Consider the following 25455-nt stretch of genomic DNA (forward strand, 5'->3'; position numbering starts at 1 on the left):
CTTCTTATAGGAGGAGAGCTGGATGTCGGCCATATGCAGAAAAGCCGTACCGGAAGATGTTGAACCATTATTTGAAATGATTAAGGGCTATGCAGAGCGTGGGATCATGCTTCCGCGTTCACGGGAAGTACTGCAACGGCAGCTGGAGCACTTTGTTGTAGCAGAAGTGAATGGTCAGGTTGTAGGCTGTGGATCTCTCTGCCGTTTGGGAAATGATCTGGTGGAAGTCAGATCGCTCGGCATCTCCGAAGGTCACAAAGGCATGGGCATTGGCTCACTGCTGCTGGACCGGCTGGTAGAGGAAGCGGAGAAACAGCAAATTCCCAAGGTCATGGCGTTGACATATGAGGTGTCCTTTTTTCTCAAAAACGGTTTTGCCGTTGTGAACAAGGAAATTTTCCCGGAAAAAGTATGGACCGACTGTGTTCATTGCAGCAAGCAGGATTGCTGTGATGAGATTGCTGTATTGAAAGAGTTGAATATTTCAGCCTGATAAATGAATGAACCGTATGGATTGAGCCGAGTATACTCTATCTCACCTGCGGTTCTTTTTAATTCATGAGATGTACAGTAAAGTTGTTATGTCTTGGAGACATTGGTCTATACTATAAATAGATGAGCGTACTCATCAAACTGACTTGACAATGCTCACGTCATTTTGGTATTTTTGTATTACCGCTTAGCACTCATCTAACCGGAGTGCTAACGACATGGGACAGTACAGTCAGAAGGAGGGAATACTCACCATGTTAACAGAGCGTCAACGAATGATTCTGAACGCTATAGTGGATGACTATATCCGTTCAGCTGAGCCCGTAGGGTCCCGGAGCATTTCCAAAAGGGGAGATGTTGGATACAGTCCGGCGACGATCCGTAATGAAATGGCGGACCTTGAAGATATGGGCTTTCTGGAACAGCCGCATACATCGGCTGGTCGCATACCTTCGCACAAAGGCTATCGATATTATGTCGATCATTTGGTTCCCTGGAATCAGGTGGAGCCGCAAGAGCTGGACGACCTGAAATCATTTTTCGCAGAAAAGCTGAACGTGATGGAACAAGTTATTCAGCATGCCTCAGTCATTTTGTCACATATGACGAATTATACTTCGATCCTGCTTGGACCGGAAGTTTTCCACACGTCACTTCGTCATTTTCAACTGCTTCCGCTTAATGAAAGCGAGGCTGTAGCCATCATCGTAACGAACACGGGTCAGGTAGAGAACAAGACAGTTCAGATTCCACCTGAAATTTCGGTAGCGGAGATGGAGAATGTAGTTCGTTTATTAAACAGCAAGCTGGTCGGCGTGCCGATTTACAAATTAAAGTCTCGTCTCTACACCGAGCTTGGGCAAGAGATGGAACGGCATATTACACGTTATGAGGAAGTCATGCAGGTGCTGAACAGTGCCTTTGACAACGAGCATGATAATCGTCTGTTCCTTAGTGGTGCCACCAATATGTTGACCCAGCCAGAGTTTAAAGATATTGAAAAGGTAAAAGATATTCTTGACCTGCTGGATGAGACACCAACACTCATGAAATTGATGATGCCCGTGCAGGGTGGATCTGGTATTCAGGTGCGAATAGGCACCGAGAATGATCATGAAGCCTTCGCCAATTGCAGCCTGATAACGGCATCCTATTCATTGGATGGAGAGGCTTTGGGCTCCATCGGAATTTTGGGACCTACGCGAATGGATTACGCACGTGTCATTCATATTTTAAATACATTATCCCGTGATTTGACGGCCATGCTAACGCATCGCTTCAAATAAGGGAATGAACCATTTCATTCTTATAAGGAGGTGAACATCTTGAAAGAGGAGCAATCATTCGCAGCAGAAGAACAGGAACAGCAAGCAACTACAGCAGCGGAGCAGGAGCCTGTCAACGAAGCCGGAGCTGCAGAAGCGCAGGCGGAAGAGATGACAGATCAGGAGCAAGATGAGATCGCACGTTTGAAGGCGGAAGCTGAGGAACATCAACAGCGTTTTGTCCGTGCGCAAGCTGATTTTGATAACTTCCGTCGTCGTACACAAAAAGAAAAAGAAGAACTGGCGAAATACGCTTCGATGAAGCTGGTCACCGAACTGGTGCCGGTCATTGATAACTTCGAGCGTGCCATGGCTACTGTACCGGAAGGTGCTGAAGTCGAGTCCTTCTCCAAAGGTATCCAAATGATCTTCCGTCAGCTGGAAACTGTGCTGAACAATGAAGGTCTGACGTCAATGGATACGGTAGGACAACCGTTTAATCCCGAATTCCACCAGGCGATTATGTCCGTGGAGAGCGACGAGTATGAAGAAGGTACCGTTGTCGAGGAAGTCCAAAAAGGCTATATGCTGAAGGATAAAGTACTTCGTCCGGCTATGGTTAAAGTTAGCTCATAATTTCTATTAAAGAATGAAATGAGTTCACTCTTGATTGTACGATGCCACCGAAGTTTAATATAAAGGTTAGTACACACATAGAGCACGATTAGGAACAACAAATACAAATAAGGATCAATCTGATCCATTTTAAATTGTCGAGGGAGGAAATTTTCCGATGAGCAAAGTAATCGGTATTGACTTAGGAACAACAAACTCATGTGTAGCGGTTATGGAAGGCGGCGAGGCTGTCGTTATTCCAAATCCGGAAGGCGCACGTACAACCCCATCCGTAGTGGGTTTCAAAAAAGATGGAGAACGCGTTGTCGGTGAAACGGCTAAACGTCAAGCGATCACGAATCCGGATCGTACGATCATCTCGATCAAACGTCATATGGGTACATCCCACAAAGAAACAATCGATAGCAAAGACTACTCACCACAAGAGATTTCTGCAATCATCCTGCAAAAACTGAAATCCGATGCTGAAGCTTATCTGGGTCAAACGGTAACTCAAGCGGTTATCACAGTACCAGCTTACTTCAATGACAGCCAGCGTCAAGCAACAAAGGATGCAGGGAAAATCGCAGGTCTGGAAGTTCTGCGTATCGTCAACGAGCCAACAGCAGCAGCTTTGGCATACGGTATGGAGAAATCCGAAGACCAAACGATTCTCGTATATGACTTGGGTGGCGGTACATTCGACGTATCCATCCTTGAACTGGGTGACGGCTTCTTCGAAGTTAAAGCAACTAGTGGTGATAACCAACTGGGTGGCGATGACTTTGACCAAGTGATCATTGATTATCTCGTAAGTGAGTTCAAAAAAGATCAAGGCATTGACTTGAGTAAAGATAAAGCAGCGGTTCAACGTTTGAAAGATGCAGCGGAAAAAGCGAAAAAAGAACTTTCCGGCGTATTGACTACAACTATTTCCCTGCCGTTCATTACTGTGGCTGATGGCGTTCCTCAACATTTGGAGTTGAACCTTAGCCGCGCTAAATTCGAAGAAATCTCTGCTGGTCTGGTTGAGCGTACGCTTGAACCAACTCGTCGTGCACTGAGCGATGCTGGAATGACAGCTAACGATATCGACAAAATCGTCTTGGTTGGTGGTTCCACACGTATTCCTGCAGTACAGGAAGCAATCAAAAAACTTACAGGTAAAGACCCTCACAAAGGTGTTAACCCGGATGAAGTTGTAGCTTTGGGTGCTGCTGTACAAGCGGGCGTACTGACAGGTGACGTGAAAGACGTTGTATTGCTTGACGTAACTCCATTGTCCCTGGGTATTGAAACTGCGGGTGGCGTATTCACTAAAATGATCGAGCGCAACACAACGATCCCTACAAGCAAATCCCAAGTGTTCTCCACTTATGCAGACAACCAACCAAGCGTTGAGATTCATGTTCTGCAAGGGGAGCGTGAGATGGCAGCGGGTAACAAATCCCTCGGTCGCTTCATGCTGGGAGATATTCCTCCAGCTCCACGTGGCGTTCCACAAATCGAAGTTAGCTTCGATATTGATGCCAACGGTATTGTTAACGTATCTGCAACAGACAAAGGTACTAACAAAACTCAAAAAATCACCATCACTTCTTCTAGCGGTCTGAGCGATGCTGAAGTTGAACAAATGATGAAAGATGCTGAGTTGCATGCTGAAGAAGACAAAAAACGCAAAGAACTCGTTGAAGCGAAAAACAGCGCAGATCAACTGATCTACTCTGTTGACAAAACGATCAAAGATCTTGGCGAAAAAGCGGACGCTGGTGAAGTTGAAAAAGCGAATGCTGCAAAAGAAAAACTGCAAGGCGTTCTGGCTTCCGACAATCTGGAAGACATCAAAGCCGCTACAGAAGAATTGACAGAGATCGTTCAACAACTGTCCGTAAAACTGTATGAGCAAGCACAAGCTCAAGAGCAAGCAGCTCAAGGTGCTGAAGAGCAACAAGGTTCTGCAAAACGTGACAACGTCGTAGACGCTGATTACGAAGTTGTGGATGAAGATAAAAAACAAAACTAATTCACGATTTTTAGTGAATTAATCATCGGTGACGTTCGGATCGAAGGGAAAGTCATAGCCGGGGCTCCCGTGCTTTGGCTTTCCTTTTGTCACGATGTGCGATATGGTGAATGATATGGGGGTGGAAGAGTGGCTGAAAAACGTGATTATTATGAGGTACTCGGCGTCGGCAAAAATGCCAGCGACGAGGAAATCAAAAAGGCATACCGCAAGCTTGCCCGTCAGTATCACCCTGACGTAAACAAGGCTGCTGACGCGGAAGCCAAGTTTAAGGAAGTTAAAGAAGCTTATGATGTGGTCAGTGACGGCCAGAAGCGGGCGCAGTATGATCAATACGGTCATATTGATCCAAATCAGGGCGGATTCGGCGGCGGTGGCGATTTTGGCGGCGGCGGCTTTGGCGACATCTTCGATATGTTCTTTGGCGGTGGCGGTGGACGACGTGATCCAAATGCTCCGCAACGGGGAAACGATCTGCAATACACCATGACGATTGAGTTCAAGGAAGCGGTATTTGGTAAGGAAACTGACATTACCATTCCTCGTACCGAAGGCTGTGATACTTGTCATGGCTCAGGTGCGAAACCGGGAACCAAACCAGAAACCTGTTCCGTCTGCCAAGGTAGTGGTCAACAGGAAGTGGTTCAAAATACACCGTTTGGCCGTATGGTCAACCGTCGTGCTTGTTCGAACTGTAATGGTTCGGGACAAATTATCAAGGAAAAATGTACTACGTGCAGCGGCAGCGGTAAAGTACGTAAACAACGCAAAATTCATGTTCGCATTCCAGCGGGTGTAGATGATGGCGCTCAATTGCGTATGACTGGTGAAGGTGAAGGTGGTCTGCGCGGAGGACCAGCAGGAGATCTGTATATTGTCATCCGTGTGAAATCACATGATTTCTTCGAGCGTGAAGGCGATGATATCTATTGCGAAATTCCGCTTACCTTCGCTCAGGCAGCATTGGGAGATGAGATTGAAATTCCAACGCTGTCCGAGAAAGTGAAGCTGAAAGTACCTGCCGGTACACAGACAGGAACGTATTTCCGTCTCAAAGGCAAAGGCGTACCACGCCTGCGCGGTATGGGGCAAGGGGATCAGCATGTGAAAGTCGTTGTAGTTACGCCTAGCAAGCTGAATGACGAGCAGAAAGATCTGCTTCGCCAAATTGCTGCGCTGGATGGAGAACAAACTCATGAGCATGAGCAATCCTTCTTTGACCGGGTGAAACGGGCCTTCCGTGGAGACTGAGTCTTAATCATTAATTTAAAAAAGGACACCACAGCGGTTTTTCCGCAGGGTGTCCTTTTTTGCATAATATGGGCACGCTTGCGGAAAGATACCAGACATGAGCATTCAGTGGTTTACTGATGTGCCGAAACTAGGGAAGCAGGTGAACCGGATGACCGAAAAAAATATTTTGGCTTATTTCCATAGCCCGGAGCAAGCGGAAGGGGCAGCCAAAAAACTGGAGGCATTACGAGTGGAAGACCTGTCTATCAATCGATTCAGTCGTTACGCGGGTGTCGGGCCAAGTGGAGCATCCTATACGCCGGGTGTTTCCGGCAGTTTTTCTTCCTGGGTACCAGGTGCTCTAGGCACAAATGCCAGCGCGGGAATCATGGCTGCAGCAGATCCTTCTGCAAGCGGTATGAGCGATGGCGGACAAGAGGGACCGACAGGCAGAGATGTATTACTGACCGTTGTTGTTGACGAGGCAGTACATCATCGTGCCCTATCCATTATCGAACAAGCCGGCGGTATGATTTAGTTTCACCAAATCTATATAAGATGGACAGAGCATTACACTTTAACGGAGATTGTAGAACCAATCTGAAGAAGCGAAGCGTTCGCCTGAAAGCTTTCGTAAGAAAGCTACTTCGGAAGCATACGCTATCACCGGATTTCTCCCTTTAAGAAGGGAGATGAAGAAATCTGGGGATAACAGCGATCGGAGGATGGTACTACAGTCGGAGTGGTACAGTGTAACAAGTATTAGTTCATTTTATATAGATACCTATTTTGAAGGAGGAGCATAACGATGGCAGAACATGAACGTCCAGGCAAGATTTTAACGAAAACGGAAAAGATGAAGCGAATGCAGTCCGCCAAAAATGAGGATGTGGAATTCAGTGCCGAAGCTGCGGATCATGAAGATATAGAGGCTTTGCGCCGCAGTGAAGCGGCCGATCGTCGTCAGGGTCGGGAGATTCATGACTGAAGATCGCTCTGCAGTGATTATCGAAGCGGTGTTTACGAGCTGGTCCGAGGCTGAATCTGCACGCAGAGCTCTGGAATTGCTGCACCCAAACCAGTTGAGTATCGAGAGTCTGAATGACTCATCGTTTTCAGTGGATCTGGAAGCGCCTGAGAGCACAGATAATTCGACTATGGCTGTGATTGGGGGATTCAGTGGTGAGCTGAATGTACTTTCCCTCATTAGCGATGAGACCGAGGTGTTGTCGGGTGGACAAGTGTATGACGATCCGGATGCTGGCTCTGAAGGCAGGTCCAAGCAAGAAATCTTGCTGACCGTATCCGTATCCAGTGACTCTCTCCCGCAAGCTGCAGAGATGATTACGCAGAACGGTGGACGCTTTTGCTAACAAGTTAATCGAGTTTAGTCATAATTAAAACAGGGTATTCGAGCAGTCAGGCTGCGGGTATCCTGTTTTTGTTGTTTCTTTACTGCCGCGGTTTTGTACTCCTGCTCGCTTGTGTAGTACAATAGTTGGGATGTTTGAAAAATGAGGAGGAAAAACGAAGTATGTTATGGCATGAACTAACAATACATACCACAGAAGAAGCTGTGGAGATGATTTCGAATTTTTTACATGAAGCGGGTGCTGGAGGGGTCTCGATTGAAGAGTCCGGTACTTTAAATAAAAAACGGGATACGACGTATGGCGAATTGTACGAGTCTCCTTTGAATGATATTCCTGAAGGCTTTGCGGTCATTAAAGGATACTTCTCCGAAGGTACGGACATGGACGCATTGCAATCTGAAGTGAGTCCACGCATTGCGCAGCTTTCCGAATTCGATATCCAAACGGGTGAGGTTCGTTTTGAGACTCGAACAGTGGATGAAAATGACTGGGCGAACGCCTGGAAACAATATTTCAAGCCAGTACGTGTCTCGGAACGTCTAACCATTAAACCGACATGGGAAGAGTATACGCCGGAAAGCCCAAATGAGAAAATTATTGAGCTTGATCCAGGCATGGCGTTTGGTACAGGAACACATCCAACCACTTCACTTTGTCTGCGTACACTGGAATCGGTCATTCAGGGTGGCGAGGAAGTCATTGACGTAGGTACAGGCTCTGGTATTTTGGCCATTGGAGCTGTCCATCTCGGTGCAAAACATGTGCTTGCGCTTGACCTCGATCCGGTTGCTGTAGCAAGTGCCAAAGAAAATGTGGAACTGAATGGGCTGGGACAACAAATTACGGTGAAAGAGAGTGATTTGCTGTCTGTTCTGGGCAGTCAGGACCCTGCGCTGGGCGTGAGGCTTCCGGTGAAAGTTATTGTTGCCAATATTTTGGCCGAAATTATTATGCTATTTGTGGATGATGTCTATCATGCGCTTGAGTCTGGCGGTGTTTATATTACTTCAGGCATTTGGAAAAATAAAGAGCAGCTCGTCCATGATGCGCTCGTTGCTTCCGGCTTCGAAATAAGTTCGGTTCATCGCGATGAGGACTGGATCGCGTTTGTGGCCAGAAAGAGGTAACCGATGGATTTAAACTCGTTTTTTCGTTATCCACTGGATCAACTGCCGTTTTTCCTGTTGACGATCCTGATTGCTTTTACGGTCCATGAATTCTCTCATGCCTATTTTGCCAACAAATTCGGCGATCCAACAGCCAAGCTGCTAGGCCGGGTTACCCTCAATCCGGTCGTACACTTTGACTTGTTTGGGGTGCTATTGCTCGTTATTGCTGGCTTCGGTTGGGCACGACCCGTTCCAGTTAATCGGGCGAACTTTGACAAACCAAGATTGATGGGTGTTATCGTCTCTGCAGCAGGGCCACTAAGCAATCTTCTGCTTGCGATCATTGGTACAATTATTTACGCTTCATTGGTTGGTTCGGGAGCGCTGGGGAGTATAGAAAATGAGCGATTGCTCACAGCGATATCCATGTTTTTCTCTATTTTTAACCTGACGAACTTTTTCTTGTTTCTGTTTAACCTTATACCGTTGCCGCCCCTGGATGGTTATCGGATTCTTGAAGACGTATTGCCACCATCTATCAGTCGCAAGCTGCAAGGAGTGGAGCAATGGTCGATTTTTATCTTCCTGCTGATTCTGGTTATACCTCCGCTGCAAAATGTGACGATTCAACCGTTGTATGAGTTTGCACAAACGATGTATGTGGATCTGGCAAAACTAATCATTGAATTATATCGATAAGCAACACGTACCTCTAGGGCTGAAATACTGGTCAGATAGACATAAAAGTTGTATGATCATCTGTGGCGATTGGATTCACGCCTGCCATCAGGCGGGGTGAATTCCAGTCATAACAGGACAGAATGGGTGGATAGACGAATGCAGCGTTATTTTGTATCTGCAGAACAGTTTAATGAACATTCCGTAGTCATCACGGGTGATGATGCGCGCCATATCGGCAAAGTGATGCGTGGTAAACCTGGAGATAAACTGATTGTCAGTGACGGAAACTCCAAAGAAGCTTTGGTGGAGATTGAAAGCATCGAAGCCCAGCAAGTAACAGCGAATATTGTGGAACCTCTCGAAATGGACCATGAAGCACGGATACGTGTAACCGTGGCTCAAAGCTTGCCAAAAGGCGATAAGATGGAGACGGTCATCCAAAGATGTACAGAGATCGGAGCAGTTTCATTTGTTCCTTTCCTGTCTGAGCGTACGATTGTGCAATATGATGCCAAGAAAGAAGGCAAACGGTTGGAGCGGTGGCGGAAAATCGCCAAGGAAGCCGCCGAACAAAGCCATCGGAACCGCATTCCATCCGTCGAGCAGCCACTTTCCTGGAAAGGGCTGCTATCTTCTTTTGAGGGCTACAGTCTGGTATGTTATTGTTATGAAAAGGAAAACGGCAAGCAATTAAGAGACGCATTGAAGCCGTTTGTGGAGCAGCTTGCACCTGGTGCGAGTGCTGAAGTGTTGATCGTTGTTGGACCTGAGGGTGGATTCTCGGAGAGGGAAACGATTGAAGCCGATCAGGCGGGTGCTGTATCCGTTGGACTGGGCAAACGCATCTTGCGGGCCGAGACAGCTGGAATGGCGGCGCTAACTTGCGTCTTATATGAATCCGGAGAAATGGGGGGAATGTAATTATGCCATCCGTGGCGTTTTACACCTTAGGCTGCAAAGTTAATTTTTATGATACAGAGGCGATTTGGCAATTGTTCAAAAACGAAGGATACGATCAGGTAGACTTTGACGAACAGACAGCGGATGTATACTTGATTAATACTTGTACAGTAACCAATACCGGCGACAAAAAAAGCCGCCAGATTATCCGTCGTGCCATTCGGCGCAACCCGGATGCGATTGTAGCCGTTACAGGCTGTTATGCGCAAACTTCTCCGGCAGAGATTTTGGACATCCCTGGTGTGGATCTTGTTATCGGTACACAGGATCGGGACAAAATTTTGCCATATGTCAATGAAATTCAGGAATCACGTCAGCCCGTCAATGCTGTGCGCAACATCATGAAAACGCGGGTATTTGAAGAGATGGACGTACCGGATTTTGCCGATCGTACCCGTGCATTTCTGAAAATTCAGGATGGCTGCAATAACTTCTGTACGTTCTGCATTATTCCGTGGTCACGTGGACTTTCCCGTAGCCGGGAAGCAAATAGCATCATCCAACAGGCTCATCAACTGGTGCATGCCGGGTACAAGGAAATTGTCCTGACAGGCATTCATACTGGTGGATACGGGGATGACATGGAGAATTACGATCTGACGGATCTCCTATGGGACTTGGACAAAGTGGAAGGCCTGGAGCGTATTCGGATCAGTTCGATCGAAGCCAGTCAGATTGATGATCGGATGCTGGATGTGATCAAACGTTCAGACAAACTCGTACGCCACTTCCACATTCCGCTGCAAGCGGGCGATGATACCGTACTGAAACGTATGCGCCGTAAATATACGACCGAAGAGTTTTACAATAAAATGCTTCGCATTCGGGAAGCGATGCCGGATGTAGCGATCACAACTGACGTTATTGTTGGGTTCCCGGGTGAGACGGATGAGATGTTCCGTAATGGCTACGAGTTGATGAAAAAAATTGGTTTTTCCGAAATGCACGTATTCCCATATTCCAAGCGTACCGGAACACCGGCAGCACGTATGGAAGATCAGGTGGATGAAGAAGTCAAAAATGCACGCGTGCATGAACTGATTGATCTATCCGAGCAAATGCAACTGGCATACGCCAAGCAGTTTGTGGGACAAGTACTGGATGTCATTCCTGAAGGTGAAGCCAAGGGCCGTGAAGGCAGTGGTAAACTGCACGGTTACAGTGACAACTACATTCAGCTGGTCTTTGATGGTTCGATGGATATGGTCGGCAAGGTATGCCGTGTCAAAGTGACCGAAGCGGGTGTGAATGAAAGCCAGGCTACGCTGGTTCGTGTGTTGGAAGAAAATCTCAAGTCCGCAGCGATGTAATCGAGGCGTCAGAAACAAGGATTTCATTTCCTTGGGGAGCGTACCCGTGGAGATGAGGTCCTTCTTTTTCCAAAAAAAAGATGAAGACAATTCCGTAATGGGGGAGAGCAACATGAACAGAAAAGAAATTTCGGCAGGCGGAGTCGTCTACCGCACGGGAGAAGACGGAAAGCTTCAAATTCAACTGATTGTAGATCGCTACGGCAAAACGACTCTCGCCAAGGGCAAAATGGAAGATGGAGAAACGGTGGAACAGACCGCACTGCGTGAGATTCTGGAAGAGACAGGCATGGTCGGCCGAATAGTAGAACCCGTCGATATCATTTCCTATACGTATCAGCATGCAGAGTTTGGTCCGGTGGACAAGGAAGTCCATTATTATCTCGTTGAAGCGGAAAGCGGCGACCTGCAGCCTCAGATTGAAGAAATCAAAGGTGTGGATTGGTACACTCCGGAAGAAGCTTGGTCTAGACAGCAGCATAGTGGATACGATAATAACGATGACATTTTACGAGTGGCGCTGAACAAATTAGGCATTAACGTATAGCTGTTTTCTATTGAATGACGTAACGCTACTGTTTGTTGAGAGAGTTTTGAGCATCAGGCCACGGGTGACTTCGCCACTGGGGTGGAGACCGGTGGTTTTTTGTGCCAAATTGGCAAGTAACAGAACGGCAAGGCAAGCAGTGAACTGGTGACGTTAAAAAGGGTCTGGGCATGCGCAATCTGTGCCCCGTTATCCGCTGACAGCCAGGCAGAAGCTGCGTGCAGCTGGCCGATCAGCGGCATAAATAGCAGCGCCCCCGCAATGTTTAATACGACATGGGAGGCTGCGACAAATTTGCCTGCGGATGCTCCGCCAGCGGCAGCAATCACGGCGGTGATGCAGGTCCCCACGTTCGACCCGATCACAATGGCGATGCCGATCTCTACAGGCAGTACGCCTGTGGCTGCAAGCGTAATGGCCATGCTGATGACAGCTGCGCTGCTATGAATGAGGGCCGTCAGGCAGGCACCTGCCAGAAAGCCCCACCACAAGCTGTCTGCTGAGCGATCCAGAAACCACTGGAATACGCCCATACTTCGCAGGGGTACGGCAATGGATTGCATTACTTGAATGCCTGTCATGACGAGGGCAAATCCAGCGGACGCGAGAAAGCTGTATTGCATGGTAGACATCGTCCGACGCGTGCGTTCAGGAGCGAACTGATTTCGTTCACCAAGCACAACAAAGACGGCCCAGCCTGTCAGAGACAAGGCAAGCAGAGGCAGGGAAACCCGTCCGATCTGCAGTCCGACCAGCTCGGTGGTCAGGCACGTTCCGATGTTGGTTCCAAGAATAATACCAAGTGTGCGTCCGTAGGTAATTAATCTGGCGTTCGCCAGTCCAATAGTGAGTACGGTGACGGCGGTACTGCTTTGCAGCAGGGCAGTAGCGCCTGCGCTAAAAGCCATGCCTTTCCAGGGAGAAGAGGTAGCTCGGCCCAGCCATCCAGCCAGCATGGGCCCGGCCATCCGCTGTAAGGCTGTTTCCATCAGCTTCATCCCACCAAAAAAGATAAGAAGCCCATATAACAGGGGCAGCACAACATCTCTGAACATGAGTTAACATCATTCCTTCCGTGCATATCCTTATTCTCATCCTATGAGTAAATAAGGACAACCATGACAGGCTAACGGAATTCTGGATTCAACAGCGTTTGAAAGACCTATAAGTTTCCTTAACGGTCACCCAAATTTACCGCACCCCCAATCAAAAGATACGGAGATTCTGCAAACGTAGCGAAGGGGATGGAATTGGAACTGTAGAAGCGAAACGTGCGCCTTTATCCCCGGATTTTCCCTTTCGAGAAGGGAATCAGAAAAATCTGGGGATAAACAGTGATCGAAAGTCTGATTCATCCCAGAAGAGGACACCAAAATTACCGCACCCCTATTCAAAAGATACGGAGATTCTGCAAACGCAGCGGAGGGGATGGAATTGGAACTGAAGAAGCGAAGCGTGCGCCTTTATCCCCGGATTTTCCCTTTCAAGAAAGGGAATCAGAAAAATCTGGGGATAACAGCTATCGAAGTCCAATCCATCACCGCAGCGGTCTCTCTTGCACCAAGCCTATCTTTTCAACTAACTATGAAAGAAGTGGATCTATCTTGCCATCAGTTACACTGGAACGCAGCCGCAAAAAGCGGCTTGAACATGCACATCCATGGATATATAACAATGAAATTGCCTCTGTTGAAGGAAACCCCGAGCCGGGAGATCTGGTCAACGTATTGAATCACCAAGGTCGCTATCTTGCGACGGGATACTATAATCCTGCATCTCAAATCACAGTTCGAGTCGTGGCCTATCAACCTTTGGAGTTTGAACAGATGGACACCGCGTTTTTTGCAGCGCGTTTCCGCGATTGCTTGCGCCACCGGGAGCGTTTTATCCAGGATGGAGAGGCATACCGTCTTGTTTATGGGGAAGCTGATTTCCTGCCAGGACTGATTGTTGACCGTTTTGGCAGCATCCTTGTAGTTCAATTGCTCACATTGGGTATGGACCGTTGCCGCGAAGCAATTGTACAAGCTCTAATTGAAGTAATGCAGCCGGAAGGCATCTATGAACGCAGTGATGTATCCATTCGTGAACTGGAAGGTTTGGAGCAGACGAAGGGACCATTGTACGGGGAGTGCCCGCGTCATGTCACGGTAACGGAGAATGGATTGCTCATTAAGGTGGATATCGTAGAAGGCCAGAAGACAGGGTACTTCTTTGACCAGCGCGAGAATCGTGCAGCCATCGAACCACTTATGAAGGGTTGGGGTTACAAGAGTGGCATTACGCTCCAACAGACCGAGCAGGATGGTACGCAGCAGTTGCTTCCTGTGAATAAAAGTGGCAAGGTTGTGACGTTCCCTTATTGGGATGGGGCTACTGTGCTGGAATGTTTCTCCCACACAGGCAGCTTCACATTGAACGCCTGCAAATATGGAGCCAAAAAAGTAACATGTCTTGATATCTCAGAGCATGCGATTGAAAGTGCACGTACCAACGTAGAGCTGAACGGTTTCACTGACCGGGTTGAATTTGTCGTTGCGGATGCATTCCAATACTTGCGTGAGCAGGTGAAAGGCCTCGATGAGCGTAACGTACGTGCACGTGCTGGCGAACAGAAAGTGGATACGTCCAAGGCGCTTGCAGCCAGTGGTAAAACATTTGATGTGGTTATCCTCGATCCGCCAGCCTTTGCCAAAACGAAATCAGCAGTCAAAGGCGCATGCCGTGGATATAAGGATATCAATCTGCAAGGAATGAAGCTGGTGAATGAGGGCGGGTATCTGGTAACGGCAAGCTGTTCATATCACATGCGTCCGGATCTCTTCCTGGAAACCATTGCGGATGCAGCCGAAGATGCAGGCAAAGTACTGCGTCTGATCGACTGGAAAGCAGCCGGTAAGGATCACCCGCAAATTCTGGGCGTAGACGAAGGTCATTACCTGAAATTTGCCATCTTCGAAGTGCGCAGCAAAAAGAATTAATCGAGCGATTTCCATTTAAGTCGAACATACATTTACGCAAAGAGTCCACAGTTTTCATAAGCTGCGGGCTTTTTGCTATGCTCGTGCATATGATCTCTGGAATTGCCGGATAGTGGCAAACGTATGTTCCGAACCAAGTCAGATATGTTATACTGGGAATTAAAATCTGTTCGTGATGGTTTGGAGGATTAAACATGTCCGTACGCTTCGTTATTGGCCGGGCAGGCAGCGGCAAGAGTACGCTGATTACCCGGGAAATCACATCCCTGCTACAAAAGGAACCGCAAGGTAAACCACTGATTCTGCTGGTCCCGGAACAGAGTTCATTTCGAACCGAACAGTCACTGGTTTCTTCAGGTGCTATAAAAGGTACCATGCGTGCTGAAGTGCTTGGTTTTCGCCGATTGGCCCATCGGGTAATGCAGGAGGCAGGTGGTTCTGCACGTATTCCCATTGGAGCTGAAGGTAAAAAAATGCTGCTCTACAAAGTGCTCCAGCGTCGTAAGGATGAATTGAAGCTGTTTGGAGCATCAGGCAGTCAGCTGGGATTTATCGGAGACTTGAATGATCTATACAGTGAGTTTAAACGTTATGAACTTGACCCCACTTCACTGGAAGAAGGACTTTCCGCATGGAATACTTCCTCTTCTGCACCGATTCTGGGAGACAAGCTGCATGACTTGCTTCTTATATACCGTGATTATGAAAAAGAATTAACCGAACTATATATCGATGATGAAGACACGTTGACTGAACTAACAGAGCGGTTGCCGGAGAGCACGCTGCTGCAAGATGCACAGATCTGGATCGATGGATTTCAGGGATTTACCCCGCAGGAAATGAGTGTCATTGGAAGACTGATGCTGCAAGCTTCTTCCGTCACAATTGCATTGACGTTGGATCGTGCTTACGACCACGGCGCACTTCCAGGAGAACTGGAGCTGTTCCATCCCACAGCGAGTGCATATGCACGTCTCAAAGGCATGGCTGAGGATCTGGGTGTTCTTAATGAGACAACCGTGCTTCAACCGGAAGTTTTGCCAAGATATGAAGGCAGTCCTGGACTGGCGCATTTGGAGGCTGGCTTTGATCGTAGAGTCCGCTGGAAGAGTGAGGGGCGTGATGCGGGTGTCCGACTTTACGCCGCTGAGAACCGCCGGGCTGAGATGGAAGGAGCACTTCGTGAGATGCGTCGTCTGGCGCAAGATGAAGGTGCGCGTTATCGAGATATGGCAGTGCTCGTTCGTCAGTTGGATACATATGCCGACATTGCTGAGCCTCTATTCAGGGATTATGGCGTGCCTGTCTTTCTGGATCGGAGAAGAAATGAACTACATCATCCATTATCGGAATTTATTCGTTCAGCACTCGATATCGTTCGCCGTCGCTGGCGTTATGAGGATGTATTTCGCTGTGTGAAAACGGATCTGCTGCTTCCACGGGGCGGTTCCATTACACGTGAAGATATGGACCAGCTCGAAAATTATATATTAGCTTGCGGAATTCACGGATACCGCTGGACAGATGGAAAGCCATGGAAGTATGTACCCAGCCTGTCCCTGGAAGACAACGATCAGGATGTCCGCAGCCGGGGCCGGGAACAAATGCTGTCCTTAATGGAAAAATGCCGTACGGTGATTGTTGATCCACTGGGTGCTTTTGAGAAACGAATGAGCAAGGCAAAGACAGCTAAAGACCAATGTGCGGCGCTTTACAGATTACTGGAAGATGCCGAGATTCCTTGGAAGCTGGATCAGATGTCTGCAGAAGCCAAGGCTCAGGGTGATCCGGAACGTTCGAGAGAGCATCGTCAAATGTGGGGTGCCGTCCTTGATCTATTAGATCAGATGGTTGATATGATGGGGGCCGAACGGCTGGATATCGATTTATTTGCCGGGCTAATGGAGACCGGATTAACCGAACTGAAGCTGGGACTTGTTCCTCCAGCGCTTGATCAAGTGTTGATTGGATCGATGGATCGTACACGTCTTCAGGGTATCAAGTACGTATTTATTCTGGGTGCAGTAGAGGGTGAACTGCCTGCTGTCCCTCAAGATGATGGTGTATTAACTGAGCAGGAACGGCTGCTGTTGACGGAGAGAGGTTTGGGGCTTGGGCCAGGAGCAACAAGACAAATGTTGGATGAACGCTTTCTGATATATACAGCCCTGACAGCGGCGAGCAATCAGTTATGGCTGAGTTATCCCGTTGCAGATGATGAAGGGAAAACATTGCTACCCTCAGAAATTGTACGACATGTACGTAAGATGTTCGGTCTACATGAGCAGCCATTACTTGCCCAGCCGCCGGTTACAAATGCTGAAGAGGTGCACTGGTCTTATGTTATTCATCCTGGTCAGAGCCTCTCTTATCTCATCGGACAGTTGCGCAGATGGCGCCGTGGAGAAGATATTTCTGAAATGTGGTGGGCGATCTATAACTGGCATGTCTCTCGGGAGACAAGCAGACCTCAGCTGAAACAATTGCTTGGATCGGTCTTTTATCGCAATCGGGCGTTACCTCTGCGTACGGCTACCAGCCGTAGATTATATGGTACAGAGGTAAGGACCAGTGTCTCCAGAATGGAGCGTTTTGTGGCGTGTGCGTTCTCCCATTTTGCATCCCATGGGCTGCGACTGAAAGAGCGCCAGTTGTACCGCTTGCAAGCCCCTGATATAGGACAATTGTTCCATGCTGCCTTGAGTCAGCTTGCCATGCGTTTGCGTGAGCAGAATCGCAGTTGGGGCAGTCTGTCTCCGGATGAATGTCGGAAGGAAGCGGAGCACACCGTGGAGCAGATTGCACCACAGTTGCAGGGAGAGATTTTGCTTAGCACGAAACGGTATGGTTATATCTTCCGCAAGCTGAAGGATATCGTTAGCCGGGCGTCGGTTATTCTGGGTGAACAGTCCAGACGAGGAAGCTTTGAACCGATTGGGTTGGAGCTTGATTTTGGGCCAGGTAAACCCCTGCCACCGCTTCGTTTTGAATTGGAAAATGGCTGTGTGATGGAGATTGTGGGGCGGATCGACCGCGTGGATGTGGCCGAAGGAGAGAACGGCCTGCTGCTGCGGGTTATTGATTACAAATCGAGCCAGACCGACCTCAAACTCCATGAAGTGTATTATGGCCTGTCATTACAGATGCTCACGTACTTGGAGGTGCTGCTTAGTGCTGCCGAGGAGTGGCTTGGAGAATCGGCGATGCCTGGAGGAACACTCTATTTCCATGTGCATAATCCGTTGCTTCAATCCGCGAACGGCATGACTTCTGAGCAGGCAGGACAAGAACTGCTGAAACGGTTCAAAATGAAAGGCTTGCTGCTCGCGGATCGGGATGCGATCGCTCAAATGGACAACACCCTGGACAAAGGCTACTCAGCTATTATTCCAGTTGCGCTTAAGGCGGATGGCAGCTTTTATAGTAGCGCTGCTGTAGCTACGCCGGAGCAATGGGATACATTGCTTGCTTCAGTTCGCAGCAATATACGTGAGATTGGCACCCGGATTACGGACGGGGATGTCGCGATTGAACCTTACCGTATCCAGCAGGAGGTTGCATGCACCTTCTGTCCGTACAAGCCAGTCTGTCAATTTGATGAAAATATCGAAGGTAATGAATATAATCTGTTGTCCAAACCGGGCAAACAGCAAATCTGGGACATGCTGTCTCATGGCAAAGGAGGGGAAACATCATGACGAATATGCCAAAACCGGAGGGAAGCTTCTGGAGTGATGACCAATGGAGTGCCATCTCACAGAGTGGAGAAGACATTCTGGTTGCTGCTGCAGCGGGTTCCGGGAAGACGGCTGTATTGGTTGAACGGATTATTCGCAAGATTGCAGACCCTTCCCGTGGATTCAGCGTAGATCGTTTGCTGGTTGCGACATTTACGAAAGCTGCTGCTGCTGAGATGAAGCAGCGGATTCGGGAAGCACTGGAACGTGCACTTGAAGAGCAACCTGCCGAAGAACATCTGCGCAAACAACTGTCATTGCTCGGGCGAGCATCGATTACGACACTGCATTCATTCTGTATGGAAGTCATTCGTCGTTATTATCAGCAAATACCGCTAAACCCGGCTTTCCGGATTCTGAATGAAAATGAAGCCGAAATTATGCGGCAGGAATTGTTGGAGCAGTTGTTTGAGGAAAAGTATGGGGAAGAAGACGAAGGCAGTACATTCCGCGAATTGGTGGATTGGTTCAGTGGGGAACGAAACGATGATGCCATGCATCGACTTGTGCAGCGTTTGTATGATTTCTCACGCAGTCATTCTTGGCCGGATCATTGGCTTGCAGAGATGGCATCTGCTTTTCAGGTGGAAAGTGTCGAGGCACTTGGACATTCTGCATGGGTTCAGAGTATTTTGCGTGATGCAGCTCTTGCCCTAAGTGGTGCTGCTGGTCTGCTGCGTCAAGGGATCAGCATATCGATGCAGCCGGAAGGTCCGAAACCTTATGCAGATACATTAAAAGAAGATTTAGCAATGGTCGAAGAGCTTCTGTCAGCTGTTGAGGTCATGCCATGGGAAAGATTGCCTGAAGTGTTTCAGCCAGCAGCTTTTGGCAAGCTGAAGCCTTGCAAAAAGGACCAGACAGACCCGGGGTTACAAGAACAGGTCAAGGAACTTCGTGAGGCTGCGAAAAAAGCCGTGACGGACCTGAAAGGGTCATTGTTTGGAAGAAGTGCGTTTTCTTTCTGGCAGGAGCTGGAGCAGGCGGCACCACTAATGCAGGAGCTATCCAAGCTCGTCAGTGCATTTGGAGAGCGATACCGACAGGCCAAGCAGGAGCGCGGTCAGGTCGATTTTAGTGACCTGGAGCATTACTGTCTTCATATTTTGCGCCATGAAGATTCAACCCCTGAGCTGTCCATGCCTTCGGATGCAGCAATGGAATACCGGGCACGTTTCGATGAAGTTCTGCTGGATGAATATCAGGATACCAATACAGTGCAGGAAGATATCGTCCGACTGATTTCCAGAGAAAATCCAGGAAACCGATTCATGGTTGGTGATGTAAAACAGAGTATTTACCGTTTTCGTCTGGCTGAACCCGGTCTGTTCCTGAACAAGTACCGTCAATACGCAGCGAATTCGGATATGGATATGGAAATGGACGGAGAGAGAGAATCACTGCATGCAGGAAGACGTATTGATCTTGCACGTAACTTCCGTAGTCGTGCAGAAGTAGTCCATTCGGTCAACATGTTATTCAAGCAGCTCATGAATGAAGGGGTAGCCGAGATTGCCTATGATGAACGAGCTCAGCTCGCTTATGGGGCTACTTTCCCGGCAGAAACGCTTGGAGATGAGGCATACACACCTGAACTCATATTGATCGATCGTCAAGGCGGAGGACCTGATCTGACGGAAAGCACGGATGAGAATGGGGATGCGTTACCTTCTGCTGAGCTGGAGAGTGCCGAGCTTGAAACCGCTCAGCTGGAGGCTCGGGCCATGGCTCGCCGTATTCGTGAAATGGTCGGAGATACGGATAAACCAGCCCTCAACGTTTATGATAAAGCCCTCAAATCCATGCGACCTGCGCGTTATGGAGACATTGTTATTTTGCTGCGTTCTGCCCTGATGTGGGCTCCACTCATGATTGAGGAATTCAGACAGCAGGGTATTCCTGCCGGAGGGGAGCAAAGCAAAGGGTATTTTCAAGCGACGGAAGTGGAAGTGATGTTGTCCTTGCTGCAGATTGTGGATAATCCAAGGCAGGATATACCGCTTGCTTCCGTGCTTCGTTCGCCGATTGTCGGACTAGATGAAGAGGAACTGGCTCAGATTCGCCTTGGGGACAAGCGACAGTCTTTCTATGATGCTGTTATATCAGCTACAGGAGCATTCTCAAGTTCGTTGAATGTTTTCGGGCAGCATGGTGAGAAAGCTTCGAATCCGGATTCATCTGCAATCCAGCTGCAATGGCCCGAAGTCTGGTCAGAAATGGAACAGGGGCAGCGGGAGTCGGCAGTATCCGCCGAAGCAGACGTTATCGAACGTATATATGAAACCTCTGTACATGCAGGTAAAGATGAGATTATGGATGCTGGTATAGATGCAAGTATGGGTGGACGTATAAGCGACGATGCGGATAGGGACAACGGTACTAGCACAGAGTTGCAACAAAAGTTAATTCGCTTTATGCGTCAGTTGGAACATTGGCGACTTGAAGCCAGACAAGGCAGCTTGAGTGAACTCATTTGGCGCATGTATCGGGAAACGGGTTATCTGGACTGGGTTGGCGGCCTACCGGGAGGCATGCAGCGTCAAAGTAATTTGAAGGCTTTGTATGATCGCGCGCGGCAATATGAGGAGGCAACGGCCAATCGCGGATTGTTTCGCTTCCTGACCTATGTATCCAGACTACGTGAGAACGGGGGAGATCTTGGCACCGTAGCAAGTGGTTCTGGTGAGCAGGACAATGCGGTACGCATCATGACGATTCACCGGAGTAAGGGCTTGGAATTCCCTATTGTTTTTGTCGGGGGTATATCCAAGATGTTCAATCAGCAGGATCTGAACTCGCCGTTTCTGATGCATAAGGAGCTGGGGTTTGGCCCGAGGTTTGTAGACCGTGAGAATCGGGTTGCCTATCCAACCTTGGCGAATCTGGCGATTCGTCGTCGTGCCCAGTTTGAGCTGCTTGCCGAAGAGATGCGGGTGCTCTATGTGGCTCTGACCCGTCCAAAAGAGAAAATGATTTTGGTCGGTACGGTGAAAGATGTTGTTAAAAAGGCAGTGGCCTGGTCTCAGATTAAGGACAGTCCGGAACGGGTATTGCCTGACTATCTGCTTGCAGCCGGACGGAGTTATCTGGACTGGATCGGTCCATCCCTGATGAGACATCCAGACGCAGCTTTGCTGCGTGAACTTGCGGGAGGCACTGATTCATATGCTGCCTGTCTTGTGGATGATGAATCACGCTGGGGCATTTCCGTCATTTCTGCTGATCAAGTATCCCGGGAAATATTTGTGGATCAGACGCTTGGTGAAGAAGAGGGCATGACAGAAGTGCGGAAACATCGAATTGCTGCCCTAAAAGCCGTTCAGCCTGTGGAGCTGTTTCCTTCCTCCACTGAAGAAGAGATGGTCGAGGATACTCAAGATGCAACACTACGAGACATCAGTGAGGAAGATGTATTTACAATAGGTGAGCAAGAGGGTGTACAGCTGCTTCGTGAAGTTGATAAACGGCTTTCATGGGCGTATCCTCATCAAGCAGCAACGCAAGTAGCTGCCAGTACATCGGTTACCGAACTAAAAACATTGCTAGCCATGCAAGACCATCAGTCTTTACAGATGATGGAGGAAGTTGAAGAACAATCTGAGGCTTCTGTGGATTATGAGGGCCGTGAAGTGAAGGATGGAGGCTCGTCCTTTAAATTGCATCTACGTCGTCCCAAATTCATGGAGGAGAAACAATTGACTGGAGCCGAGCGGGGAACGGTGTATCATACGTTGATGCAGCATCTTCCTGTAGATGGTTCACCCGTTGATTCGCAAATCGTTGAGCAGACACTTTTGCGGTTAGTTGAGCTCCAGATTTTGCTCCCCCATCAGGCAGAGGTTATTGAGTCTGATCAACTGGCTGGATTTTTCAATACAGAGCCTGGGACAGAATTGTTGCGTGCAGAGTGGATGAAACGGGAGATTCCATTTATTTATGGACTTCCGGCACATCATTCTCCTGCCGAATGGCTTCATAGTCTATCACCAGATGCAGGGATACAAACTTTGGAAGAAGACGGTAAGATGCAGGCATCACTAGAAAATGAGACGGTGCTAGTACAGGGGATTATTGACTGCCTGTATGAGGTGGATGGCGAGCTTGTTTTGCTAGATTACAAGACAGACCGGGTGTTGGAGCATCGCGGTGGACTGGACAAACTGACGGAAAACTATCGCTTTCAGCTGGAGCTGTATGGCCGGGCTATTGAAGATATTCTGGGTCGGAAAGTCGACCGGAAGTGGCTGTACTTTTTTGATGGCGGACATGCTGTGAAACTATAAAGTGAAATTTTAAAACGGCCAGATGGAATTTGTATCATCGGATTTTGCTTGAGAGAGGGGTTGAACGGACGATGCGTATTTTGCACACAGGGGACTGGCATCTGGGGAAAACGCTGGAGGGACGGAGCCGGCTGCGAGAGCAGGAGGATTTTGTGGATGAGCTTGTTAGACTCGCGGATGAGCAGCAGGCAGATGCCATATTGATGGCTGGAGACGTGTATGATTCTGTAAATCCGCCTGCATCGGCGGAACAGCTTTTTTATGAGGCTGCGGCGCGTCTGACGGAACAAGGGAGACCTCTTGTGGTGATCGCGGGAAACCATGATCAGCCGGAGCGAGTGGCTTCGGTAACCCCACTTGTGAACAGACAGGGAATTACACTTGTAGGTATGCCTACTTCAGAAGCAGTCACTATCCATGCAAAGCGAACTGGGGAGACAGCGCAGATTGCTGCATTGCCATACCCCTCGGAAGCGCGACTGAATGAACTGCTGACAACGGATGGGGACGAAAATGTGCTTCGTCAGGCATACAGTCGCCGGGTTGGCATGTTAATGCAGCGTCTGGCTGCTTCTTTTCGTCCGGATACGGTGAATTTGGCGATGAGTCATATTTATGTTCTGGGCGGAGTGGAAAGTGATTCGGAACGTCCCATTCAGGTAGGGGGGGCCTATACGGTTGACCCTTCTGCATTGTCAACAGGTGCGCAATATACAGCACTGGGGCATCTTCATCGTGCGCAGGCAGTTAAAGGGGACGGTGTGATTCGGTATAGTGGCTCTCCACTGGCCTACAGTTTCTCCGAAGCGGGGCAGAGTAAGTCCGTCACCATGGTTGATGTGGCACCAGGAGGCGCCGCAAACGTGGAAGAAGTGCTGTTGACCTCCGGACGTCCCCTTGTACGCTGGAAGGCGCGTGGCGGTCTGGCTGAGGTTTATCGGTGGCTGGATGAAGGGCGTGATCCTCAGGCTTTTATTGATATGGAAGTATGGCTGGATGACGCCATGTCTCTGAAAGAAATTCAGCAGCTCCGTAAGTCGCATGACGGGATCATCCATATCCGTCCGGTGTATCCCGAGATGGCAGCCGCAGGGCTTTTGGAGCAACGATCCGAGCTTCCGGTACATGAGCTTTTCCGCAAATTTTATCAGCGTCAGACAGGTGGGGCATTACCTGAAGACAGTCTGGTTCAACTGTTCCTGGAACTCGTAGATGAGGACGAGCCGGGTGTGCGTGAGGAGGTCGAGGGAAATTGAAGCCGATTTTATTGAAAGTCGCAGGTCTGCAAAGTTATCGGGAGACTCAGGAGATTGATTTTACTGTATTGACGGAAACGGGACTGTTCGGTATTTTTGGTCCTACAGGCAGTGGGAAATCTTCTTTACTCGACGCGATTACGCTGGCCATGTACGGAAAAGTGGAACGTGCTGTTAATGGTACCCAGGGAATCATGAACCACGCTGAGGATTCGTTGTCCGTAGCTTTTACATTTGAACTTGTATCGGCGGAAGGCACAAGAAGATTTCGGGTGGAACGACGCTTCAAACGAAACAATGAGGTATCGGTAAGCAACACAATAAGCAAATTCATTGAGACCGTCAACGGAGAGGAACAGGTGCTGGCTGATAAACTGGCAGACGTGAATCGATGCGTTGAAGATGTCATTGGGTTGAAAATGGATGATTTTACGCGGGCCGTTGTGCTTCCACAAGGGAAATTTGCTGAGTTTCTGTCACTGAAAGGCAGTGAACGACGCCAGATGCTGCAACGTTTATTCCATCTGGAGAAGTATGGAGATCAGCTTGCCATCAAGCTCAGCCGTCGGGTGAAGGACAATGATATGGTTCATCAGTCATTGGCCGCGGAGCAGCAGGGGCTTGGGAATGCCAGCAAAGAGACGTTGGCAGAAACGGAGCTTCTTCTTCAAGCTGCTGTGAAACAGTCTGAATTGTCACGCAAAACGCTTGATGAAGCGATGAAGGAAGCCGAGCAACTCGGTAAAGTCCGTGAGTTAAGCCATGAACGCCAGGCTCGTATGGAGGAACACGAAAAGCTGAAAGCACGTGCACCACAGATCGAAGCTGGGGAACAACGGCTGAAACTGGCCGGGGCGGCAGACGCGATACTGCCTTCATTGCAGACGATGCGTGACGCAGCAGCACAGCAGAAGTTACGTGAGGATGCAGCCGGGATTGCTCACCAGCAAGCGGTAGAACATGAACGGCTGTCTGTACTGGAAGCCGAGAAGGCCGAAACGGCCCGTGTACAGATGGCTGAGGAAGAACCCAAGCTGCTGCTTCGTTTGGAACAGCTTGAACAGGCCAAGGAGTTGCAACGGGAACGGGATGGGCTACGAGAGGATAGTACCCGTCTTAAGCAGCTTTTGGACAAAGGACAGGCTGAACAGAGTGTCATCGGACAACAGCTGGAGAAGGAAAAAGAACTACAGCAGCGTGGCCGCAAACGGCGGGAAGAATTACAGGAAAGCCTGAAGCCGAATGAAGTGAAGTCCGAAGAACGCAGACAGCTGCAGGCTGCACTGGAATTGAAGCATCGTTTGGATACTGCGGCGGAGCAATTGCGCCAGAACAAGGCTGAGATGGAAGCCAATAAGCAGTCGGCTGAACAGGGGGCAGATCGGCTGAAGCTGGCTGCCCAGGAAGAGAGCCGTCTCAGTGAACAGCGTCAGCATCTGATCGAACAGGCGGCAGTGGGCCTTGAGGCCTTGCTTGCCTGTGAGCAGGACATTGGCTGCGAACAGAGCCTGCTGGCCAGGGCGGAGGAGCAGCTGCGCGGAACCATGCGTGAGCAGGAGCTGCATAGGCTCTCCTCCGCCTTGCGCGCCG

19 protein-coding genes are annotated in these 25455 nt (G+C 49.0%); 18 read left to right on the top strand and 1 reads right to left on the bottom strand.

The features are described 5' to 3' along the window. Positions 1 to 22: 22 nt before the first annotated feature. The 13 genes from A6049_RS25210 to A6049_RS25270 all read left to right on the top strand — a co-directional run bounded on the left by A6049_RS25210 (position 23) and on the right by A6049_RS25270 (position 11608). Positions 23 to 493, top strand: coding sequence for an N-acetyltransferase (locus A6049_RS25210; protein ID WP_063567287.1), 471 nt, complete (start codon positions 23 to 25; stop codon positions 491 to 493). Positions 494 to 746: 253 nt separating this feature from the next. After that, entirely contained in the window at positions 747 to 1778 is a 1032-nt protein-coding gene (hrcA, locus tag A6049_RS25215; protein ID WP_062328691.1) for a heat-inducible transcriptional repressor HrcA, read from the top strand. Between the two features lie 39 nt (positions 1779 to 1817). Continuing rightward, positions 1818 to 2393, top strand: coding sequence for a nucleotide exchange factor GrpE (grpE, locus tag A6049_RS25220; RefSeq protein WP_063567288.1), 576 nt, complete (start codon positions 1818 to 1820; stop codon positions 2391 to 2393). Positions 2394 to 2550: 157 nt separating this feature from the next. Beyond that, positions 2551 to 4395, top strand: a complete 1845-nt coding sequence (gene dnaK, locus A6049_RS25225) for a molecular chaperone DnaK (RefSeq protein WP_063567289.1) — start codon at positions 2551 to 2553, stop codon at positions 4393 to 4395. A 129-nt stretch (positions 4396 to 4524) separates the two neighbouring features. Continuing rightward, positions 4525 to 5646 carry a molecular chaperone DnaJ gene (gene dnaJ / locus A6049_RS25230; protein ID WP_063567290.1) on the top strand — a complete coding sequence of 374 codons (1122 nt, stop codon included), beginning with the start codon at positions 4525 to 4527 and terminating at the stop codon, positions 5644 to 5646. Positions 5647 to 5797: 151 nt separating this feature from the next. Continuing rightward, positions 5798 to 6166, top strand: a complete 369-nt coding sequence (locus A6049_RS25235) for a hypothetical protein (RefSeq protein ID WP_063567301.1) — start codon at positions 5798 to 5800, stop codon at positions 6164 to 6166. Between the two features lie 270 nt (positions 6167 to 6436). Continuing rightward, positions 6437 to 6616 carry a YfhD family protein gene (locus tag A6049_RS25240; protein WP_024628492.1) on the top strand — a complete coding sequence of 60 codons (180 nt, stop codon included), beginning with the start codon at positions 6437 to 6439 and terminating at the stop codon, positions 6614 to 6616. Next, entirely contained in the window at positions 6609 to 7001 is a 393-nt protein-coding gene (locus tag A6049_RS25245; RefSeq protein ID WP_063567291.1) for a hypothetical protein, read from the top strand. The genes A6049_RS25240 and A6049_RS25245 overlap by 8 nt, the downstream gene beginning before the upstream one ends. A 161-nt stretch (positions 7002 to 7162) precedes the next feature. Beyond that, positions 7163 to 8128 (top strand): 50S ribosomal protein L11 methyltransferase, encoded by a 966-nt coding sequence (gene prmA, locus A6049_RS25250; RefSeq protein ID WP_063567292.1) that lies wholly within the window; start codon positions 7163 to 7165, stop codon positions 8126 to 8128. 3 nt (positions 8129 to 8131) lie between these two features. Then, positions 8132 to 8809: a site-2 protease family protein gene (locus A6049_RS25255; RefSeq protein ID WP_063567293.1), complete on the top strand. Its 678-nt coding sequence runs from the start codon at positions 8132 to 8134 to the stop codon at positions 8807 to 8809. Positions 8810 to 8947: 138 nt separating this feature from the next. Next, positions 8948 to 9712 carry a 16S rRNA (uracil(1498)-N(3))-methyltransferase gene (locus tag A6049_RS25260; RefSeq protein WP_063567294.1) on the top strand — a complete coding sequence of 255 codons (765 nt, stop codon included), beginning with the start codon at positions 8948 to 8950 and terminating at the stop codon, positions 9710 to 9712. A gap of 2 nt (positions 9713 to 9714) precedes the next feature. After that, complete coding sequence (mtaB, locus tag A6049_RS25265) at positions 9715 to 11061, top strand: tRNA (N(6)-L-threonylcarbamoyladenosine(37)-C(2))-methylthiotransferase MtaB (protein WP_063567295.1); 1347 nt, start codon at positions 9715 to 9717, stop codon at positions 11059 to 11061. A gap of 112 nt (positions 11062 to 11173) precedes the next feature. After that, complete coding sequence (locus A6049_RS25270) at positions 11174 to 11608, top strand: NUDIX hydrolase (RefSeq protein ID WP_063567302.1); 435 nt, start codon at positions 11174 to 11176, stop codon at positions 11606 to 11608. A gap of 53 nt (positions 11609 to 11661) precedes the next feature. On the opposite strand, the gene A6049_RS25275 is transcribed toward A6049_RS25270, so the two are convergent. Beyond that, the gene (locus A6049_RS25275) at positions 11662 to 12663 is read right to left on the bottom strand and encodes a Na/Pi cotransporter family protein (protein WP_063567296.1); all 1002 of its coding nucleotides are present in this window, start codon (positions 12661 to 12663) and stop codon (positions 11662 to 11664) included. 549 nt (positions 12664 to 13212) lie between these two features. Here A6049_RS25275 and A6049_RS25280 point away from each other — a divergent pair. The 5 genes from A6049_RS25280 to A6049_RS25300 all read left to right on the top strand — a co-directional run. Further along, complete coding sequence (locus A6049_RS25280) at positions 13213 to 14589, top strand: class I SAM-dependent rRNA methyltransferase (protein ID WP_063567303.1); 1377 nt, start codon at positions 13213 to 13215, stop codon at positions 14587 to 14589. Positions 14590 to 14783: 194 nt separating this feature from the next. Beyond that, positions 14784 to 18287, top strand: a complete 3504-nt coding sequence (gene addB, locus A6049_RS25285) for a helicase-exonuclease AddAB subunit AddB (protein ID WP_063567297.1) — start codon at positions 14784 to 14786, stop codon at positions 18285 to 18287. After that, positions 18284 to 22609 carry a helicase-exonuclease AddAB subunit AddA gene (addA, locus tag A6049_RS25290; RefSeq protein ID WP_063567298.1) on the top strand — a complete coding sequence of 1442 codons (4326 nt, stop codon included), beginning with the start codon at positions 18284 to 18286 and terminating at the stop codon, positions 22607 to 22609. The genes addB and addA overlap by 4 nt, the downstream gene beginning before the upstream one ends. A 71-nt stretch (positions 22610 to 22680) precedes the next feature. Then, positions 22681 to 23865: an exonuclease SbcCD subunit D gene (locus tag A6049_RS25295; RefSeq protein ID WP_063567299.1), complete on the top strand. Its 1185-nt coding sequence runs from the start codon at positions 22681 to 22683 to the stop codon at positions 23863 to 23865. Then, positions 23862 to 25455 (top strand): AAA family ATPase (locus A6049_RS25300; protein WP_145921953.1); only part of this gene is annotated, 1594 nt, incomplete at its 3' end. The genes A6049_RS25295 and A6049_RS25300, both read left to right, overlap by 4 nt.

It is taken from the genome of Paenibacillus sp. O199 (assembly GCF_001636635.1).
Taxonomy (GTDB): Bacteria; Bacillota; Bacilli; order Paenibacillales; family Paenibacillaceae; genus Paenibacillus; species Paenibacillus marchantiae.

Coding starts and splice junctions, on each gene's coding strand:
- A6049_RS25210 (WP_063567287.1), top strand. CDS start 23: ATGTCGGCCATATGCAGAAAAGCCGTACCGGAAGATGTTGAACCATTA.
- hrcA (WP_062328691.1), top strand. CDS start 747: ATGTTAACAGAGCGTCAACGAATGATTCTGAACGCTATAGTGGATGAC.
- dnaK (WP_063567289.1), top strand. CDS start 2,551: ATGAGCAAAGTAATCGGTATTGACTTAGGAACAACAAACTCATGTGTA.
- A6049_RS25235 (WP_063567301.1), top strand. CDS start 5,798: ATGACCGAAAAAAATATTTTGGCTTATTTCCATAGCCCGGAGCAAGCG.
- A6049_RS25240 (WP_024628492.1), top strand. CDS start 6,437: ATGGCAGAACATGAACGTCCAGGCAAGATTTTAACGAAAACGGAAAAG.
- A6049_RS25245 (WP_063567291.1), top strand. CDS start 6,609: ATGACTGAAGATCGCTCTGCAGTGATTATCGAAGCGGTGTTTACGAGC.
- prmA (WP_063567292.1), top strand. CDS start 7,163: ATGTTATGGCATGAACTAACAATACATACCACAGAAGAAGCTGTGGAG.
- A6049_RS25255 (WP_063567293.1), top strand. CDS start 8,132: ATGGATTTAAACTCGTTTTTTCGTTATCCACTGGATCAACTGCCGTTT.
- A6049_RS25260 (WP_063567294.1), top strand. CDS start 8,948: ATGCAGCGTTATTTTGTATCTGCAGAACAGTTTAATGAACATTCCGTA.
- mtaB (WP_063567295.1), top strand. CDS start 9,715: ATGCCATCCGTGGCGTTTTACACCTTAGGCTGCAAAGTTAATTTTTAT.
- A6049_RS25270 (WP_063567302.1), top strand. CDS start 11,174: ATGAACAGAAAAGAAATTTCGGCAGGCGGAGTCGTCTACCGCACGGGA.
- A6049_RS25275 (WP_063567296.1), bottom strand. CDS start 12,663: ATGTTCAGAGATGTTGTGCTGCCCCTGTTATATGGGCTTCTTATCTTT.
- addB (WP_063567297.1), top strand. CDS start 14,784: ATGTCCGTACGCTTCGTTATTGGCCGGGCAGGCAGCGGCAAGAGTACG.
- addA (WP_063567298.1), top strand. CDS start 18,284: ATGACGAATATGCCAAAACCGGAGGGAAGCTTCTGGAGTGATGACCAA.
- A6049_RS25295 (WP_063567299.1), top strand. CDS start 22,681: ATGCGTATTTTGCACACAGGGGACTGGCATCTGGGGAAAACGCTGGAG.